This is a genomic window from Leifsonia stereocauli, assembly GCF_038432415.1.
GTDB lineage: Bacteria > Actinomycetota > Actinomycetes > Actinomycetales > Microbacteriaceae > Orlajensenia > Orlajensenia stereocauli.
Genome location: NZ_JBCAUN010000001.1, coordinates 309,065 through 326,242, shown reverse-complemented (window position 1 = coordinate 326,242; position 17,178 = coordinate 309,065). Strand labels below are relative to the sequence as shown.

Genomic DNA, 17,178 nt, shown 5'->3' with positions numbered 1-17,178 from the left:
CTGTTCCCACCCGCTAGTGGCGCACGACCCACCCGCTAGTGGTCGACCAGCTTCAGCCCAACGACGCAACCGACGAGCCCGACGATCAGCGCGAGCTTCACCCACGACACCGAGGCGTCGCCCGAGATCATCGACCAGCCGACGGTGAGGGCGGCCCCGATGCCGACCCAGACGGCGTATGCCGTTCCGATCGGGATGCTGCGCATGGCGAGGGCGAGGCCGCCCATGCTGGCGAGAAGCGAGATGCCGAAGATCACCGAGGGCCAGAGCTTCGTGAAGCCCTCCGATTTGCCGAGCGCTGTGGCCCAGACGGCCTCGAGAACGCCCGAGACGATGAGAACGATCCATGCCATGACTGATCCACTCCTGTGGTCAGTCTTGTCGCGTTCCGGGTACTGATCCCTCGTCCGGGGCCGCGTGCTCTGCGGCCTGATTGCAGGATAGCAATGCTGGCTGATCAGGCTCTGTGCACCTCGGCGAAGTGCTCGACGACGGGGAACGGGTCGTAGAACGGATGCAGCAGCTCCGCCCAGCGTCGGTACCCGGCCGAACCGCGGAAGCCGACCTCGTGCGCTTCCACCGAGTCCCAGTGCACGAGCAGCAGGTAGGAGGCGGGGGACTCGACCCCGCGCGACAGCGAGAGGCGCTGGAATCCGGGCATCCGTTCGATGATCGGTCGTGCCTCGGCGAAGGCCTCTTCGAACTCGGCCTCGCGCCCCGGGATCACCGGGAGCACGACGTGCTCGAGGATCACTGCGCAGCCTCGGGCGTGCTCCCGCGCTCCACCGCGAGTCCGGCCCGCTCCCACCCGATGATGCCGCCGTCGACGTTCACGACGTCGTAGCCGCGCTGGTCGAGGTAGGTGGTCACCTGGGCGCTGCGGCCTCCGACGGCGCAGAGGACGTAGACGGTCTCATCGAGGGGCACCTCCTCGATGCGGTCGATGAAGGCGCTCATCGGGATGTTGACCGAGCCGGCGATGCGCACGCCCGCCACCTCGTCGACCTCGCGCACGTCGATGATCGAGCCTGCGACGTCGAGGGCGGAGAGTACTGCCGGCGTGATCGATTCCATGACTCGAATCTACAGCCGGTCGTGTCCAGCCAGCTGCGAGGCGAGTCTCAGCCGCCGAGGTCCGGCGGAGGCGGGACGAACGCCGAGATGGAGATGACCACGGCGAGCGCACTGAGGAGAATTCCGACGACGGGGACCAGCCACGCCCACCGTCGCGTCCGCCAGGAGATCGCGGCGATGAGAGTACAGATCGCGCTGAGGATGCCGACGCCCGCGAGTGCATAGGCGCCCACCGTGGGGCTCGGCCCGAGCTTGTACAGCTGATCGGCGCTGCTCACCTCCCCTCCACCGGGGATGGAATCAGCGAAGTCGTATGCCGCGTCCGCGAGCACGAAGAGGATCATCACGCTCGCAATGAAGTGCACGATGACGGCGCCGGCAGCAGCGAGCACCCAGGACAGATTTCGGTCCACTCCCACCGACTCCCCCGCTCGTATCCCCCGCAGATCGCATCAACGCTCACCATATCCGAGCCGCGTGCACGCTCCGCAGCGCGAGCCGCTACAGCGTCGGAGTGCGGGCGTCGTAGGCACGGAAACTCGGAGTCAGCCGCAACAGCACCCCGATGAGCGCCATGATGAGCAGTCCGCCGAGCACGGGCGGGAACCACAGGGCGACGAGAGAGGCCAGGATGCCGGCGTAGAGGTCGCCGATGCGCGGGCCTCCCGTCACGACGACGGTGAAGACACCCTGGAGGCGCCCGCGCATCTCGTCGGGCGCGGCCGTGAGGAGGATGGTCGAGCGGAAGATGGCACTCACCTCGTCGGAGGCTCCCGTGCCGGCGAGCGCGACGCCGGCTATGGCGAGGGCGACCCAGTTCACCTGCGAGATGTCGGGGCCGACGGGGCCGAACCAGCCGGTCTGCATGCCGGCGATCACGAGGCCGAACAGCAGGATGAACGCGCCGTAGACGGTGATGGCGCGCCCGATCGCCACTCCGTACCTGTGCACGTGCGCGACAGGGCCGCTGAACAGGCCTGTGGCGAAGGTACCGACGGCTGCTGCGGCCGTGAGAATGCCGACGGTCACCGGCCCGCCACCGATCACGACGGCGCCGACAGCAGGCAGCAGCACGAACGGCCGCCCGAACGACATCGCGACGATATCGACGAGGAAGCTCATGCGGATGTTGGGCGCGCGTCGGAGGAACGCGTAGCCGTCGCGCAACGACTGCAGGCCGGGTCGCAGGGTGTGGGAGAGCGGAGGCAGCTTCGGCAGCGACAGGATGCCGAGGAAACCGGCCGTGAACAGCACGGCATCGACGGCGAATGTGACCGGGAACCCGGCGAAGGCGACGAGGACGCCCGCCAGTGCCGGGCCCACCGTGAGCTGGAGTCCAGAGGAGATTCCGTTCAATGCGCTCGCTCGCGACACCAGGTGTTCGGGCAGGATTCGCGGGTACACCGAGAAGCGCGTGGCGCTCGTGATGGTCGCCGCCACGGCGTTCAGCGTGGTGAAGACGTAGAACGGCCAGACCTCGACGCGGGCTCCGGATGCCGCCAGCACGGCATCCGTCACCGACAGGACGACGAGCCCGATCGTGGCGATCCAGCCGACGAGCGCCGAGATGATGAGCACGAGTCGGCGGTCGAAGGCGTCGGCGAGCATGCCTCCCCAGAGCCCGGCGACGATCATGGGCAGCAGCGCGATGCCGCCGACGAGAGCCACGGCCAACGTCGACGCCGTGATGTCGTAGATCTGCAGACCGACGGCCACGATGGTGAGCTGCGCCCCGATGCCCGAGACGGCGGCACCGATCCACAGCCTGGCGAAGGCCGGGGACTCCCTCAGCGGCGCGAGGTCGACGAAGCGACGCCGCTGTGCGGCTGGAGCTTGGTCGGGCAGGGTCACTGCATTCGATCGTATGCGTTTCGGCGCGTTACGCAGCACCGCGGTCTCCCCGGGCGGCACCGGTAGCGTGGCCGCATGGCAGATCGCGAGTACGGCTTCAAGACGCGTGCAATCCACGCAGGCAACATCCCCGACGCAGTGACCGGAGCGCGGGCGCTGCCCATCTACCAGTCCACGGCCTTCGTCTTCGATGACACCTCGGATGCCGCGGCCCGATTCGCCCTGCAGAAGTACGGCAACATCTACTCACGCCTGGCGAACCCCACCGTGGCGAGCTTCGAGGAGCGCGTCGCCAGCCTGGAGGGTGGCCTCGGCGCCGTGGCCACAGCCTCCGGGCTCTCCGCGCAGTACATCACCTTCGCCAGCCTCGTGGGCGCCGGCGATCACATCGTCGCCTCGGCCAACCTCTACGGCGGCTCGATCACCCAGCTCGACGTGACCCTGCGCCGCTTCGGCGTCGAGACCACCTTCGTCCAGTCGTCCGACCCGGCCGACTACGCCGCGGCCATCACCGACAAGACCAAGGTGCTGTTCGCCGAGACCATCGCGAACCCGTCAGGCGAGATCGCCGACCTCGAGGGCCTCGCCGACGTCGCCCACGCGCACGGCATCCCGTTCATCGTCGACTCCACCATCGCGACCCCCTACCTCAACCGCCCGATCGAGTGGGGAGCGGATGTCGTGACCCACTCAGCCACGAAGTTCCTCGGAGGGCACGGCACCACCCTCGGTGGCGTCGTCGTCGAGAGCGGCCGATTCCAGTGGCACAGCGACAAGTTCCCCCTGTTCGGCCAGCCCGTGCCGAGCTACGGCGGGCTCGAGTGGTCGGGCAACTTCGGCGAGTACGCCTTCCTCACGCGGCTCCGCGCAGAGCAGTTGCGCGACATCGGACCCTCGCTCTCCGCTCAGGCCGCGTTCCAGCTGGCGCAGGGAGTCGAGACGCTGCCCTACCGCGTGCAGGCTCACGTCGACAACGCCCGAGTCGTGGCGGAGTGGCTCGACGCCGATCCGCGCATCGAGGCGGTCAACTGGGCCGGCCTCGAGGCCCACCCGCACCACGACCGCGCCCGCAAGTACCTGCCCCAGGGTCCGGGCTCGGTGTTCAGCTTCGAGGTCAAGGGCGGTCGATCCGTCGGCCAGAAGCTCATCGAGGGTGTCGACCTCGCCAGCCACGTGGCCAACATCGGCGACGCCAAGACGCTGATCATCCACCCTGCATCGACCACTCACGCGCAGCTGAGCGAACAGCAGCTGATCGACGCCGGAGTGCTCCCCGGGATCGTGCGCATCAGCGTGGGCATCGAGGATGTCGAGGACATCATCTACGATCTGGACCAGGCACTGACCGCCGCTACGGAAGGCAAGTGATGAGCACTGTCGTCGAAGCATCCGACGCCCACGACACCGAGACGGTTCGCCTCGTCAACGGACTGAGCTGCGACCTGCCATCGGACTCCCCCCTCGCGAAGCTGCTGAAGTCGCAGCGCACGTGGGTGGGACCCGACGCCAAGGAGCGCCTGCGCATCCTGCGCGCGGCGAAGAGCGTCGCCATCGTGGGCGCCTCCCCCAACCCGGCCCGCTCGAGCTTCTTCGTCGGCACCTATCTGCAGCAGTCCAGCGACTACAGGCTGTACTTCGTCAACCCGAACGCCACGGAGATCCTCGGCGAGAAGGCCTATCCAGACCTGGCCTCCCTCCCCGAGGTGCCCGACATCGTCGTGGTGTTCCGCCGTGGCAGTGACATCCCGAGCGTGATCGACGACGTCGTCGCGGTAGGGGCCAAGACGATCTGGGTGCAGCTGGGCATCTGGAACCAGGATGCCGCCTACGACGGCGAGGCTCGTGGGCTCACCGTGGTGATGGACCGCTGCATCAAGGTGGAGCACGCCCGCTTCGGAGGCGGACTGCATCTGCTCGGCTTCGACACCGGGCAGATCTCGAGCCGCCGCGGCGCCGTCGGGCGTTAGCGGGCCCGACTGGGGTCGGGTCGAGGGGTCGGCAACTAAGCTCGGCAGAGTGCTGAAAGCCCTCGTCGACACCCCGCGGGTCGCGGTTCTCGGACCCGTGCTCATCGAGGGTCGCGACGGCAGTATGACCGAGCCTCCCGGAGCCCTGGCGAAGGCCCTCGTGGCCGTCCTCGTGGGTGATCCCGGGCGCCCAGCCGGCAGCGCGGTGAGCGTCGAGACGATCACCGACGAACTCTGGGGCGACGAGCCGCCGCGCAATGCGAGGGCGGCGCTGCAGACCCTCGTCTCGCGACTGCGCGCCGTGGCGGCTGAGGGCCTCGTCGTATCGACGGCCCGCGGCTACGCCCTGGCAGTTCACGACCAACAGACCGATGCCGGCCAGGCGAGACTCCTCGGACGCGAGGCGACCACCCGCGCGGCCGACGACCCGCTCACGGCCATCGCAGAGCTCGACCGCGCTCTCGCCCTCTGGCGCGGCGAACCCGGAGCCGACCTCCCATACTCCCCCGTGCGCACCCAGCTCATGGACGGCGCAGCAGCCGCGCGCAACGGCCTGCTCGAGATCCGCGCACGCTGCCTGGTCGACGGCGGCCGGCCGGAGCAGGCGATCTCAGACCTAGAGCACCTCATCGAGGGGCATCCGTTCGCGGAGAACCTGCGGCTCACCTACCTCCGCGCGTTGTCCACGGCAGGCAGACGCCAGGAGGCCATAGCCGCGTTCGCAGCGTTCCGCAGGCTGCTGCGCGACGAGTTCGGTTCCTCACCATCGCCCGAGCTCGTAGCCCTCAACACGAGCCTCCTGCAGGACGATGCCGCCTCCGCATCCCCGCGCGACACCGACGTGCGCATCGGACTGCGCGCGGCCCCCAACGAGCTGCTCGGCCGGCATCACGACATCGAGGCCGTGCAGGGGCTGCTGGAGCAGTACCGACTGGTCACGGTGCTCGGTCCCGGTGGTCTCGGCAAGACCCGCCTCGCCCAGGAGCTGGCGGCACGATCGACGAGCCCTGGTGTCGCCTTCGTGGAACTCGCCAGCGTGCGCACCGACGCAGACGTCACCCTCGCGCTCGCGTCGACCCTCGGCATCCGCGAGGTGACGCCGGGCACACGCCTGGTCGACGCACCCCGCCCCGACCTGCGCGAGCGCATCATCGCCCAGCTCGCGGAACGCCCGACCCTGCTCATCGTCGACAACTGCGAGCAGGTCATCGAGGGTGCGGCGGTCTGGGTGGCCGATCTGCTCGCCTCCCTGCCGCGCCTGCGCGTCCTCGCAACGAGCCGGAGTCCGCTGCTGATCGGCGCCGAGCACGTCTTCTCCCTCGAGTCGCTCCCCTCCGTGGATTCGGACGGCGAGCCCGGACCGGCCGTGAGCCTGTTCGTCGAACGCGCCCGAGCAGCCCGACCCTCTGTCGCCCTGCCAGCGGATGCCGTCGCTCGTCTCTGCACCCGCCTCGACGGGCTGCCGCTGGCCATCGAGCTGGCCGCCGCCCGAGTGCGTTCGATGTCGGTCGAGCAGATCGAGTCTCGACTGGAGAACCGCTTCGCCCTGCTCACGGGCGGCGACAGGTCGGCTCCGGAACGGCATCGCACGCTGCAGGCCGTCATCGAATGGAGTTGGACCCTGCTGAGGCCCGCGGAGCAGCGGGCGCTCCGACGCCTCTCGCTCTTCGTCGACGGCTTCAGTCTGGAGGCGGCTCAACGCGTGGCCGGCGACGATGCCTCCGAGCTCCTGGACGCACTGGTCACGCAGTCGTTGCTGGCCGTCACCGACAACACGCTCACCGGCCAGCCGCGGTTCCGCATGCTCGAGACCGTGCGCGAGTTCGGTCAGGTCGCCCTCGTCGATGCCGACGATGAGGCATCCGCCCGCAGCGCCGTCCACGGGTGGGCCGATGCCTTCTGCGTCGAGGCGATGCACCACGCCATGGGAGCGCAGCAGATCGCCATGTTCCGCTCCGTGAAGGTGGAACAGGACAACCTGGTCGCCGTGCTGCGTGAGGCCATCGAACTCCGTGATGCCAGCCTGGTGCTCAGCGTCTTCGCCCTGCTCGGCTACCACTGGACCGTGCGCGGAGCCCACTCCGAGGTGTTCGCCTTCAGCGCCGCGATCCTCGATGCCACCCGCGATCACGCTTTGGACGCCGCTCACGCCGATGCCGCGGCCTTCTCGTACGTCATGCTGACCGGCACGAACTTCGTGCTGGGCAACCGAGAGGGCATCCGGGCGATGTCGCGCCTCCGCAGGCTCGTGCGCAGCGGGGTCGACCTCGAACCGTGGCTCGCTGCAACCGCCCGATTCCTGTTGGCGTTCCCCGGCCTCCCCCGGGCGACCGATCTGCTGCACGAGATGAGCGCATCCACCGACGTGCCCACTGCGCTCATCGGCTGCATCATCGCGGCACAGATCGCCGAGAACGACGGCGATCCGGTGACGGCGCGAGTCGCCGCCCGACGCGCGTACGACCTCTCGGAGACCTCGGGCGACACCTGGATCCGCGCGATGTCGGCCATGTCGCTCGCCCAACTGGCGAGCCAATCCGCGCACTCCGAGGAGGTGCTGGTCTGGGTCGATCGGGCGCGAGCCGGAATGCTGCAACTCGATGTGGTGCAGGATCTGCAGCAGATCAACTGGATCCTCGGTGGCAGCCTGCTCTCGCTGGGTCGCCTCGACGAGGCGCGCGCCCTGTTCGACGACATGATCTCGAACGAGCTCAGCATCGACGACGGCCTCGAGATGGTCTCGGTCGGGGAGTTCGGCCTCGCAGAGCTCGCCCGCATCGAGGGACGACCGACGGATGCCGCCGAGCACTACGCCCGCGCCGTCGCCTCCTTCACGACGGCGGCATCGAAGGCGTCGCCCTGGTACTACATGACCCTGTCGGCTCGACTCGCCTCCGCCGTCGTCGACGGCGATCAGGATGCCGGAGACGTCGCTCGGTGGGCGCACAGGCTGCGATCGCGCATCATCGCCCTGCGCCGCGCCAGGCCCGACTACATCGACAAGCCCGTGCTGGCGGCTTCGATCCTCGGATGGTCGGTCTGGGCGATGTCGCATCAGGACGTCGTCGATCGAGGCCTGGAACTGTTCGCCCTCGCCGAGGCCATGCACGCCCGCCAGGACCTGCCGGCACTGCAGCTCGCGCCGTACCTCGCCGAGGCCCAGCGGATGCTGGGTGTCGACAGGGTGCACGAGGCTCAGGATGCCGCAGCCGTCCTCTCGCTCGAAGAGCGTGCGGCGCGCGCCTACGAATTGATCTCGGAGCCGGTCGCCTGAGGCGGACCGATCGTCTAGAAGCTGACGAGGCCGGTGCTCAATCCGACGACGCCGCCCACGGCTCCGAGCACGACGATGGAGAACACGATCCACCCGGGAGTCGTGAACAGCCGCTCTCGATTCTCGCGACGGGCGACGGCGTAGAGCAGAGTGCCCGGCGCCAGCAGGATGCACGACACCAGCAACAGCTCGAGCCCGGCCGCCAACACCAGGAACAGCGTGTAGACGACGGCGATGGCGCCCACGACGAGTTCACGCGTGCGGAGGACGGCGGGCAGCCCGGCGTATCCGTCGCCGGTCATCGCGATCTTCAGGGCGTAGCCCGCAGTCAGCGCGAACGGCACCAGGGCGAGCGCTGCCGTGAGGTCGAGCATGAAGTCGAGGGCCCCGCTGGAGAACAGCACGACCGCCAACAGCACCTGGATGAACAGCGAGGACAGCAGCAGGGCGTTCCCCGGCACCTCCTTATCCGTGGTCTTCGCCAGGAAGCCGGGCAGGTCGCCGTCCTTCGCCGCGGCGAAGAGCACCTCGGCGGCCATCAGGCTCCAGGCGAGGTAGGCGCCGAGCACGGCGATGATGAGCCCGGCGCTGATGAACCATGCTCCCCACGGCCCCACGACCGCCTCGAGGACGCTCCCGACTGAGGGCTGGCGGAGGGCCGCGAGCTCCTCCTGCGGCAGGATGCCGTACGAGATGATCGACACCGTGGCGAAGAGTGCGAGCACCGACAGGAAGCCGAGCAGCGTCGCGCGGCCGACATCCTCACGCTTCCGCGCATAGCGCGAGTAGACGCTCGCCCCCTCGATGCCGAGGAAGACGAAGACCGTGACGAGCATGGTGCCCTGAACCTGCACGAACAGGCTGTCGCCGCCCGTGTCGAAGCCGCCGCCGAGATTCTCCACGAAGACGTCGGGGTTGAAGGCGAACACCACCACCACGACGAAGACGAGGAGCGGCACGATCTTCGCGGCGGTGACGATCGCGTTGATGCCAGCCGCCTCCCGCACCCCGCGCATGATCAGGAGGTAGAAAGCCCACACGCCGACCGAGCCGACCGCGACGGCCCAGATGGTGTTTCCGGCGCCGAAGCCGGGGACGAGTGGCTCCAGCGTCGAGGTGATCAGCACCCAGTAGAAGGCGTTGCCGGCACAGGAGCTCGCCCAGTAGCCGAAGGCGGACAGGAAGCCCGGGTAGGCGCCGAAACCGGCCCGGGCATAGACGTAGACACCGCTGTCGAGGGCAGGCTTCCGCACGGCGAGGCTCTGGAACACGAAGGCCAGCATGAGCATGCCGGCTCCGGCTATGACCCAGGCCATGGCGGCACCGAGCACTCCTGCCTCGGTCGCGAACCGCTGCGGCAGGGTGAAGACGCCGGCACCCACCATCGAGCCGACGACCACGGCCGTGAGCGCCGGGACCGTGAGCCTTCCGGCGGCATCCGTCTCGCGCGTGGTCACGCTCACAGTGTGCCGGATGCGACGAGCAACCCGATAGCGGGCACACGGCAGAAGGACCCCGGGATCACTCCCGGGGTCCCGCAGTCTTGCGCGCCGTTCCCGCACTACGCCTTCCGCATGTAGGCCTTCACCGTGAGCGGTGCGAAGATCGCGACGATGACGGCGGCACCCAGGAGGGTGAGCCAGGCGTCGGCGCCGAAGACGCCGGTGTTCATGAGCTCGCGCGCCGCGTTCACCAGGTGGGTGACGGGGTTGTAGGCCACCACGGTCTGCAGCCAGTCCGGCATGGTGTCAGTCGGGGCGAAGGCACCGGACAGGAACGTGAGCGGGAACAGCACGAGCATCGAGATGCCCTGCACGCTCGACGCTGTGCGGGCGATCACGCCGAAGAAGGCGAAGATCCAGCTGAGGCCCCAGGAGCAGGCGATCACGAGGAGGGCGGCGACGAGAACTCCGCCGAATCCGCCCTCAGGACGGAAGCCCATGAGGAAGCCCATGCCGAGGGTGATCGTGGTGGCGATCGCGTAGCGGAGGGTGTCGGCCAGAAGTGCGCCGGAGAGGGGGGCTATGCGCGCGATCGGCAGCGAACGGAACCTGTCGAACACGCCCTTGTCCATGTCCTCGCGCAACTGCACGCCGGTGACGATGGACCCCGTGATCACCGTCTGCACGAGGATGCCGGGGATGATGATGGGCAGATAACTCGGGATGTCGCCCGAGATGGCTCCCCCGAAGATGTAGACGAACATCACGGTGAAGATGATCGGCTGCAGCGTCACGTCGAACAGCTGCTCCGGCGTGCGCTTGATCTTCAGCAGGCCGCGGTAGGCCATCGTGAAGGTGTGCGAGATGGTCTCGGGGATCGAGACGCGGTTCTTGAGGGTGCGCTGCACCCCCGGAGTGATCGGCGACGCTGTGGTCGCCTTCGGGGAAAGCGTGGTGGTCATGCGCGGCTCCCTTCGAGCTCGGCGGATGCGTCGGTCGCGGCGTCGTCCGATTCGACGCCGTGCCCGGTGAGGGTGAGGAAGACCTCGTCGAGCGTCGGCTTCTGCACGCTCATCTCGGCGAGGTGGATGCCCTCGTCGCGGAGCGTCACGAGCAGCTCGGTGACGAGATCGGGGTTGTTCATGGGCGCGGTGATGCGGCCTGCCTCAGGCGAGACGGATGCCGCGACTCCGAGCACGCGCTCGATCGCGACGCGCACGTCGTCGAGGTCTGCCGGGTTGGTGAGCCGCAGCTCGAGGCTGGATTCCCCCACGGAACCTTTCAGCTCGTTGGCTGTGCCCTCGGCCACGACGCGGCCGCGGTCGATGACCGCGATGCGGTCGGCGAGCTGGTCGGCCTCGTCGAGGTACTGCGTGGTGAGCAGCACCGTCGAGCCCGACGACACCAGCCGACGGATGGTCTCCCACATCTGGATGCGGGTGCGCGGGTCGAGGCCGGTCGTCGGCTCGTCGAGGAAGATGAGAGGCGGCTGCGAGATGAGGCTGGCGGCCAGGTCGAGGCGGCGGCGCATGCCCCCGGAGAAGTTCTTGAGCGGACGCTTGGCGGCATCCGTCAATCCGAACTCCTCGAGCAGCTCGACGGACTTGCGTCGCGAGTCCGCACCGCTGAGGCCGTGCAGGCGGGAGAAGAGGTACAGGTTCTCCGTGGCCGAGAGGGTCTCGTCGACGGAGGCGTACTGCCCGGTGACGCCGATGAGCTGGCGCACGACCTGGGACTCGCGAACGACGTCGTGGCCGAAGATGCGCGCGTTGCCGCCGTCGGGACGGAGCAGCGTGGCGAGCATGCTGATCGTGGTGGTCTTGCCGGCGCCATTGGGCCCGAGCACGCCGTAGACGGTGCCCGTCTTGACGCGGAGGTCCACTCCGTCGACGGCGCGGTTCGAGCCGAAGGTCTTGACCAGCCCATCGGCCTCGACGGCCCATTCGCTGGTGAGTGATGTGTATGTCATGACTCGATGGTGCGGCCGGCCGCTTACACGGCGCTCACGCTCGGCTTACACCCGCTGACAGCTGCTCACTCGCGCACCGGGCCGGCAGCATCCGCTGTACGGCGTAGGTTGGAGAGGTGACAGCGTACGTCTCGGCCCTCGACCTCTTCTCGATCGGGATCGGCCCTTCAAGTTCCCACACCGTGGGCCCGATGCGGGCCGCACTGCACTTCGCCGACTCCCTCGCCGGTTCCGGCGCACTCGACCGGGTCACCCGCATCACCTGCACGCTGTACGGATCGCTCGGCGCAACCGGAATCGGCCACGGCACGCCGGACGCCATCGTCGCCGGCCTCGCCGGCCTCCGCCCCGAGACCTGTGACCCAGACTCCGTGCACGGCAGCTGGCGAGACTCCCACATCGTGGTCAACGGCATCCACGAGATCGCGTTCGCCCGCGACGACATCTCCTTCGCTCCGTTCACTCGACTGCCCGCGCATCCGAACGCGATGACCCTGCAGGCATGGGGAACGGATGCTGCCCTCCCCGTCGCCGAGGAGACCTACTACTCCGTCGGCGGCGGGTTCATCCGCCGCGAGGGCGAGCAGGCTGCGCCCGTGCTCGCCGGATCCATCCCCCAGCCGTATCCGTTCTCCTCCTCGGCGATGCTGCTGGCTCTCTGCGACCAGACGGGCCTGAGCATCGCGCAGATCGCCCGCGCCAACGAGGAGGCCATGCACGGCGCCAAGGCTCTCGACGCCGGCCTCGACCTCATCTGGGCGTCGATGCTGCAGTGCGTGCTCGCCGGCCTGCAGACCGACGGCGTGCTGCCCGGCGGTCTCGGCGTCAAGCGCCGAGCCTCGGCCGTGCGCGCGCGGCTCGAGGCATACGAGCAGAGCGGCGAGTCGGCTCGCCGGGACACCACGACGGAGTGGCTGCACGCCTTCGCCCTCGCAGTCAACGAGGAGAACGCCTCGGGCGGACGGGTCGTGACAGCTCCGACCAACGGCGCTGCGGGCATCATCCCCGCAGTCGCCCACTACTACCTGCGGTTCACTCCGGATGCCTCGCAGGAGGGCATCCGCGACTTCCTGCTGACGGCGGCGGTGATCGGCTCGCTCGTCAAGGCGAACGCCTCGATCTCCGGCGCGGAGGGCGGCTGCCAGGCCGAGGTCGGCTCGGCCTGCGCCATGGCATCCGGAGCTCTCTGCGCCGTGCTCGGCGGAACCCCTCAGCAGATCGAGAACGCGGCCGAGATCGCCATCGAGCACCACCTCGGCCTCACCTGCGACCCCGTCGGCGGTCTCGTGCAGGTGCCGTGCATCGAGCGCAACGCCATCGCATCGTCGACGGCCGTCTCGGCAGCCCGCCTCGCCTTGCACGGCGACGGCAGTCACATCGTGTCTCTCGACACCGTGATCGAGACCATGCGCCAGACCGGTCTCGACATGAAGACCAAGTACAAGGAGACGAGCCGCGGCGGTCTCGCAGTCAACGTCATCGAGTGCTGACGCATCGATACTGAGCCCGGTGTGGCGAGTCGACGGATGCACTCCGACGAACTCCCGGTCGACGCCGGCCTCGTGCGCCGCCTCCTCTCCGAGCAGTTCCCGGCGTGGGCGACGCTGCCGGTGTCGCCGCTCGCCACCGGAACCGTCAACGCCATGTTCAGGCTCGGCGACGAGATGGTGGTGCGCCTGCCGTTCGTGGAACGCGCGGCGGGCGACATCCTGTTCGAGCAGCGCTGGCTGCCGGTCCTCGGGCCGGCGCTGCCCGTGCGGATCCCTCGCGTGCTGGCAACGGGGTCGCCATCAGCGGAGTACCCGTGCCCATGGCTGGTGCTCGACTGGCTGCCCGGAACTCCCCCAGTCCCCGGGGCCGCCGGGACGGACGCCGACGAGGCTCTCGCCGACGACATCGTCGCATTCCTCGCGGGCCTGCGCCGCATCGACACCGCCGACGCGCCTCCCGGCTATCGAAGCGGCACGTTCCACGGCCTCGCCCCCTCCGTGCGCGCCAGCATCGACGCCATCGCCGACCTCGTCGATGCTCCCAGCCTGCGCCGACTCTGGGACGACTCCCTCGCCGCGGCGCCGTGGACCGGTGAGCCGGTCTGGACCCACGGCGACCTCCTCAGCGGCAACCTCCTCGTCGAGGATGACAGGCTCAGCGGCGTGCTCGACATCGCCTGCGCCGGGGTGGGCGACCCGGCCTGCGATCTGCTGGCGGCGTGGAGCATCCTGCAGCCTCGGGCCCGAGCCCGGCTGCGCGCGCTCCTCGGCGTCGATGACGAGACCTGGCGTCGAGGCCGCGGCTGGGCCGTGGCGCAGGCGTCCATCGCGCTCGCGTACTACCGCGACACGTTCCCGCAGATGGCCAACACGTCGCTGCACATGCTGCGCGAGGTGGCCGCATCACTCTGAGCCGGCGCTCCCGGTGCGTCGCCCGACGAGGAAGCCGGCGCTGAAGGCGACGACGAGGAGCCCGATGGTGAGGGCGATGGCGCCCCAGATGGTCGTCGGCGAGATCAGCGACAGCGACGGCACGAACACTGTCTCGGCCAGGGATTGGTAGGCAGCCCAGCCGAATGTCGCCTGCTGCGTCGGCATCAGCAGGGCGATCATGCCGATGACGGCGACGATGCCTCCGGCGATGCCGACCGCGGACCAGAGCCGGAACCAACCCGGTGGCGTGGTCGACTGCTCCTGCGGCTCGGTCATGCGCCCAGCGTAGCGGCACGTGTGACGCAGCATTGCGCCTCCGATCGTGGGGCGCGCGGTACCGGGGTTAGCGTTGCGATATGTCAGCACACTCACACCTCACCTCTGCCCAGTGGCTCGCCGACCACCTCGGCGCCGAGGGACTCGTCGTGCTCGACGCGACGGTGCTCGACGTGGCCTCGCCCGTCGGAGGTCGTGCATGGCTGAGCGGCTATGACCAGTACCTCGTCGAGGGTCACATCCCGGGAGCCCTGTTCGCCGAGGTGCTCGAGGCGTTCTCCGACCCCGCCGGTGGCTTCGCCTTCACCCGCCCGAGCGCCGAGCAGTTCGACGCGGCCACGGCCGCGCTCGGCATCGGCACGGATTCCACCGTCGTCGTGTACGACAGCTCGATCGGCCAGTGGGCCTCCCGCCTGTGGTGGCTGTTCCGCTCCTTCGGCTTCGAGAGCATCTCGGTGCTCGACGGCGGCCTGACCGCCTGGCGCGGCGGCGAGCGACCGCTGGAGTTCGGGCACGTCCCCGCGGTTGCCGTGACTCCGGATGCCGCCCTCGAGGCGACGGCGCTCCCGGGGTTCTGGGCCGACAAGACCGACGTCGAGGCCGTCATCGCCGGCGACCGCGACGCCACCCTCGTCTGCTCCCTTCCGCCCAGCGACTTCGCGGGCGAGACCGGCTCCCGATCGCGGCTCGGGCACATTCCGGGCAGCGTCAACGTGCCCTCTGGCCGCCTCGTGCAGCGCGATGACCGCACGCTATTGCGCGGAGACGCGCTCGCCGAGCGCCTGGCACCGGCAACGGGCTCGAAGGAGCCCATCATCCTGTACTGCGGCGCCGGCATCGCGGCCACCCTCGGCGCGCTGGCGCTCACCCTCGAGGGACGCACCGATGTCGCCGTCTATGACGGGTCGCTCGGCGAGTGGGCGGCTGATGCCGATGCCCCGCTGGCCACGACCAGCGCGACCGCGCCCGCCACACCAGCTCACTGAGGGCCGAGCGCAGCGACCGCCCGAAGCGCGCTTCGGGCGCGGACTCCGTCCGGCCGTCAGCGAGCGGGCGGGCGTCACAACCAGCGCATCGTGAACGCCCGCGCCACCAGCGCGCGCGTCGGCGGCACCGCGAGCGATCGCACCAGAGCATTCCGAGCGCCCAGTCGCACGCCTGCCACGGGCTTGCCCATTCCCATGTTGAACGCCGCCTGACGCGATGCGATCGCGGCCGACCGACGCCGTGCCCGGTCGTAGAGGCCGAGCCCAGAGTGGTCTCCACCCAGGGCAGCTGCAAGAGCCGGTGCCAGCATCCGTGCGTCGAGCCAGCCCAGGTTCATCCCCTGCCCGCCGATCGGGCTGATCTCGTGCGCCGCATCCCCGACCAGCGCCACTCGACCCGAGACCAGGCGCGACGCCAGGTGCTGGCGCACGGAGAACGCGCTGACGGCACCGGTGCCGGGCTCCGATCGCCTGCCCGTGCGGTCGGAGATCAGCTCGGCGAGTTCGACACTCGTGGCTCCTGTCCACTCGCGGTCCGTCATCGCCACCCATCGCCGCTCCCCCTGCGGCAGCGGGAACGACTCCACGACACCCCCACGCTCGAAGAAGAGCAGCGCGCGGTCAGGGTGCCCCGTGTCGTCGGGGAAGTCGGCCATGACATAGTCCACGCGGTCTCCGCGAGCGCTCCAGCCGATCCCGGATGCAGCCCGCACGGCGCTGCGCGTACCGTCGGCTCCGATCACGAACGAGGCGCTGACGCTGCTCCCGTCCTCGAGCGAGACCTCGGCGCCGGCGCCGTACTGCCGCACTCCCGTCACCAGCGCCCCCCGCGTGAGAGCATCCGGCGCCAGCTCCTCCAGCCTGTCGCGCAGCAGCGCCTCGGTCTCGCGTTGCGGCAGCGAGAGCACGAACGGGTAGTCGGCACCGGCCTCGGCGAAGTCGAGGCTTCCGAGCACCCGGCCGTCGCAGAGCACCTCGCCGTGCGTGATCGGAACGCCGCGCCTGATCGCCTCCGTGGCGATGCCGGCGGCCTCGAGCACGCGCACCGCCGGAGGGTGGATGCCGATGGCCCTCGAGTGCGCCGAGCCCTCGGGGCGCGCCTCGAGCACGACGACGTCGATGTGGCGCTGCGCCAGCAGGATGGCCAGCAGCAGTCCGACCGGCCCGCCGCCGACCACGACGACGTCAGGCATCCGGTGCGCCCGTCACACCTGTCGCGGACGCATCCGTTCCGTGCTCGAGCACGTAGCCGAACGGGCTGCGCGGCACCGCCCGCCATCCGGGTGGAACCACGGCGTCGAGCTCGCGCGGGGTGAAGGATCGCCGCACGGATGTCAGACCGTCCGGACGGATGTAGGAGTCGCGAAAGAAGGGGGCGGTGAGCATGCCGAATCCGGCATATGCCACGAACGACCGGGTGATGTCGGCGTGCAGCGACCGCGGAGCGAGCCGTTCACTGTCGAGCAGCAGTCCGCCGAGCTGCTCACCGGTGAGGTGGTGCAGCATGTGATTCGACACCACCAGGTCGAAGCTCTCGCCCGCCGCCACCAGGTCCGAGCTGAATGCCCGTCGGAAGGCCACACCGCGGATCGGCGGCAGGGCGTTGGCGAACGCGTCGGCTCTGGCATCGGGATCGATGCCAGTCACCCGCACCCGCAGACCGTCGCGAGCAGCCCAGTGAGCGATCGCCCGGGTGAGGTCGCCTCCACCCGAGCCGATGTCGAGCACGCTCGTGACGAGCGTCGTCGACAGCAGCGGACGGATGCTGCGCCGGTAGATGCCACGCCAGCCCGAGAAGACGGCGTTGACCGCCGCGAACTGCTCGTACGTGCTCTGGAGCAGGCGCGGATCGCAGTCCGGTGCGTCCATGAGCTCGGTGAGCTCGGTCTCCCGCATCCGCAGGTCGAGCGACACCG

The 17,178-nt window shown here is 69.4% G+C and carries 17 protein-coding genes and 1 riboswitch; of the genes, 6 read left to right on the top strand and 11 right to left on the bottom strand.

Annotated features, from left to right (window positions below; genetic code table 11):
* Positions 1–35: 35 nt before the first annotated feature.
* The 5 genes from AADV74_RS01690 to AADV74_RS01670 all read right to left on the bottom strand — a co-directional run bounded on the left by AADV74_RS01690 (position 36) and on the right by AADV74_RS01670 (position 2,925).
* Positions 36–353, bottom strand: a complete 318-nt coding sequence (locus tag AADV74_RS01690) for a DMT family transporter (protein WP_342111196.1) — start codon at positions 351–353, stop codon at positions 36–38.
* Positions 354–367: 14 nt separating this feature from the next.
* Positions 368–433: riboswitch (guanidine-III (ykkC-III) riboswitch) on the bottom strand.
* Positions 434–457: 24 nt separating this feature from the next.
* A complete protein-coding gene (locus AADV74_RS01685; protein WP_342111194.1) occupies positions 458–754 on the bottom strand; it encodes an antibiotic biosynthesis monooxygenase family protein in 297 nt (98 codons plus the stop codon).
* A complete protein-coding gene (locus AADV74_RS01680; RefSeq protein WP_342111192.1) occupies positions 751–1,074 on the bottom strand; it encodes a rhodanese-like domain-containing protein in 324 nt (107 codons plus the stop codon). The genes AADV74_RS01685 and AADV74_RS01680 overlap by 4 nt, the downstream gene beginning before the upstream one ends.
* A gap of 47 nt (positions 1,075–1,121) precedes the next feature.
* Entirely contained in the window at positions 1,122–1,487 is a 366-nt protein-coding gene (locus AADV74_RS01675; protein WP_342111190.1) for a hypothetical protein, read from the bottom strand.
* Between the two features lie 88 nt (positions 1,488–1,575).
* Complete coding sequence (locus tag AADV74_RS01670; RefSeq protein WP_342111188.1) at positions 1,576–2,925, bottom strand: MFS transporter; 1,350 nt, start codon at positions 2,923–2,925, stop codon at positions 1,576–1,578.
* 75 nt (positions 2,926–3,000) lie between these two features.
* Here AADV74_RS01670 and AADV74_RS01665 point away from each other — a divergent pair, with 75 nt between their 5' ends.
* Genes AADV74_RS01665 through AADV74_RS01655 form a run of 3 tightly spaced genes read left to right on the top strand, consistent with a single transcriptional unit; the run spans position 3,001 to position 8,166 of the window.
* Positions 3,001–4,293, top strand: a complete 1,293-nt coding sequence (locus tag AADV74_RS01665; protein ID WP_342111187.1) for an O-acetylhomoserine aminocarboxypropyltransferase/cysteine synthase family protein — start codon at positions 3,001–3,003, stop codon at positions 4,291–4,293.
* On the top strand, positions 4,293–4,892 hold the full coding sequence (locus AADV74_RS01660; protein WP_342111185.1) for a CoA-binding protein: 600 nt from the start codon (positions 4,293–4,295) through the stop codon (positions 4,890–4,892). The genes AADV74_RS01665 and AADV74_RS01660 overlap by 1 nt, the downstream gene beginning before the upstream one ends.
* A gap of 49 nt (positions 4,893–4,941) precedes the next feature.
* Complete coding sequence (locus AADV74_RS01655; RefSeq protein ID WP_342111183.1) at positions 4,942–8,166, top strand: AfsR/SARP family transcriptional regulator; 3,225 nt, start codon at positions 4,942–4,944, stop codon at positions 8,164–8,166.
* Between the two features lie 14 nt (positions 8,167–8,180).
* Here the strand turns inward: AADV74_RS01655 and AADV74_RS01650 are convergent, their stop codons facing one another.
* From AADV74_RS01650 to AADV74_RS01640, 3 genes are all read right to left on the bottom strand, one after another.
* Positions 8,181–9,623, bottom strand: a complete 1,443-nt coding sequence (locus AADV74_RS01650) for a basic amino acid/polyamine antiporter (protein ID WP_342111180.1) — start codon at positions 9,621–9,623, stop codon at positions 8,181–8,183.
* A gap of 104 nt (positions 9,624–9,727) precedes the next feature.
* Positions 9,728–10,570: an ABC transporter permease gene (locus tag AADV74_RS01645; protein ID WP_342111179.1), complete on the bottom strand. Its 843-nt coding sequence runs from the start codon at positions 10,568–10,570 to the stop codon at positions 9,728–9,730.
* The gene (locus AADV74_RS01640) at positions 10,567–11,577 is read right to left on the bottom strand and encodes an ATP-binding cassette domain-containing protein (protein WP_342111177.1); all 1,011 of its coding nucleotides are present in this window, start codon (positions 11,575–11,577) and stop codon (positions 10,567–10,569) included. Before AADV74_RS01640 ends, AADV74_RS01645 begins: the two co-directional genes overlap by 4 nt.
* Before the next feature lie 116 nt (positions 11,578–11,693).
* On the opposite strand from AADV74_RS01640, the gene AADV74_RS01635 reads away from it, so the two are divergent.
* Entirely contained in the window at positions 11,694–13,067 is a 1,374-nt protein-coding gene (locus tag AADV74_RS01635) for an L-serine ammonia-lyase (RefSeq protein WP_342111175.1), read from the top strand.
* A gap of 36 nt (positions 13,068–13,103) precedes the next feature.
* Positions 13,104–13,979, top strand: a complete 876-nt coding sequence (locus AADV74_RS01630) for an aminoglycoside phosphotransferase family protein (protein ID WP_342111174.1) — start codon at positions 13,104–13,106, stop codon at positions 13,977–13,979.
* Here AADV74_RS01630 and AADV74_RS01625 read toward each other — a convergent pair.
* Positions 13,971–14,276, bottom strand: coding sequence for a hypothetical protein (locus AADV74_RS01625; RefSeq protein WP_342111172.1), 306 nt, complete (start codon positions 14,274–14,276; stop codon positions 13,971–13,973). The two genes, AADV74_RS01630 and AADV74_RS01625, sit on opposite strands and share 9 nt — an antisense overlap.
* Before the next feature lie 80 nt (positions 14,277–14,356).
* Between AADV74_RS01625 and AADV74_RS01620 the strand changes: the two genes are divergently transcribed.
* The gene (locus tag AADV74_RS01620) at positions 14,357–15,262 is read left to right on the top strand and encodes a sulfurtransferase (protein WP_342111170.1); all 906 of its coding nucleotides are present in this window, start codon (positions 14,357–14,359) and stop codon (positions 15,260–15,262) included.
* A gap of 74 nt (positions 15,263–15,336) precedes the next feature.
* Here AADV74_RS01620 and AADV74_RS01615 read toward each other — a convergent pair whose 3' ends face one another.
* Positions 15,337–16,455 (bottom strand): FAD-dependent oxidoreductase, encoded by a 1,119-nt coding sequence (locus AADV74_RS01615; protein ID WP_342111168.1) that lies wholly within the window; start codon positions 16,453–16,455, stop codon positions 15,337–15,339.
* On the bottom strand, positions 16,448–17,176 hold the full coding sequence (locus AADV74_RS01610) for a class I SAM-dependent methyltransferase (protein ID WP_342111167.1): 729 nt from the start codon (positions 17,174–17,176) through the stop codon (positions 16,448–16,450). The genes AADV74_RS01615 and AADV74_RS01610 overlap by 8 nt, the downstream gene beginning before the upstream one ends.
* Positions 17,177–17,178: the final 2 nt, after the last annotated feature.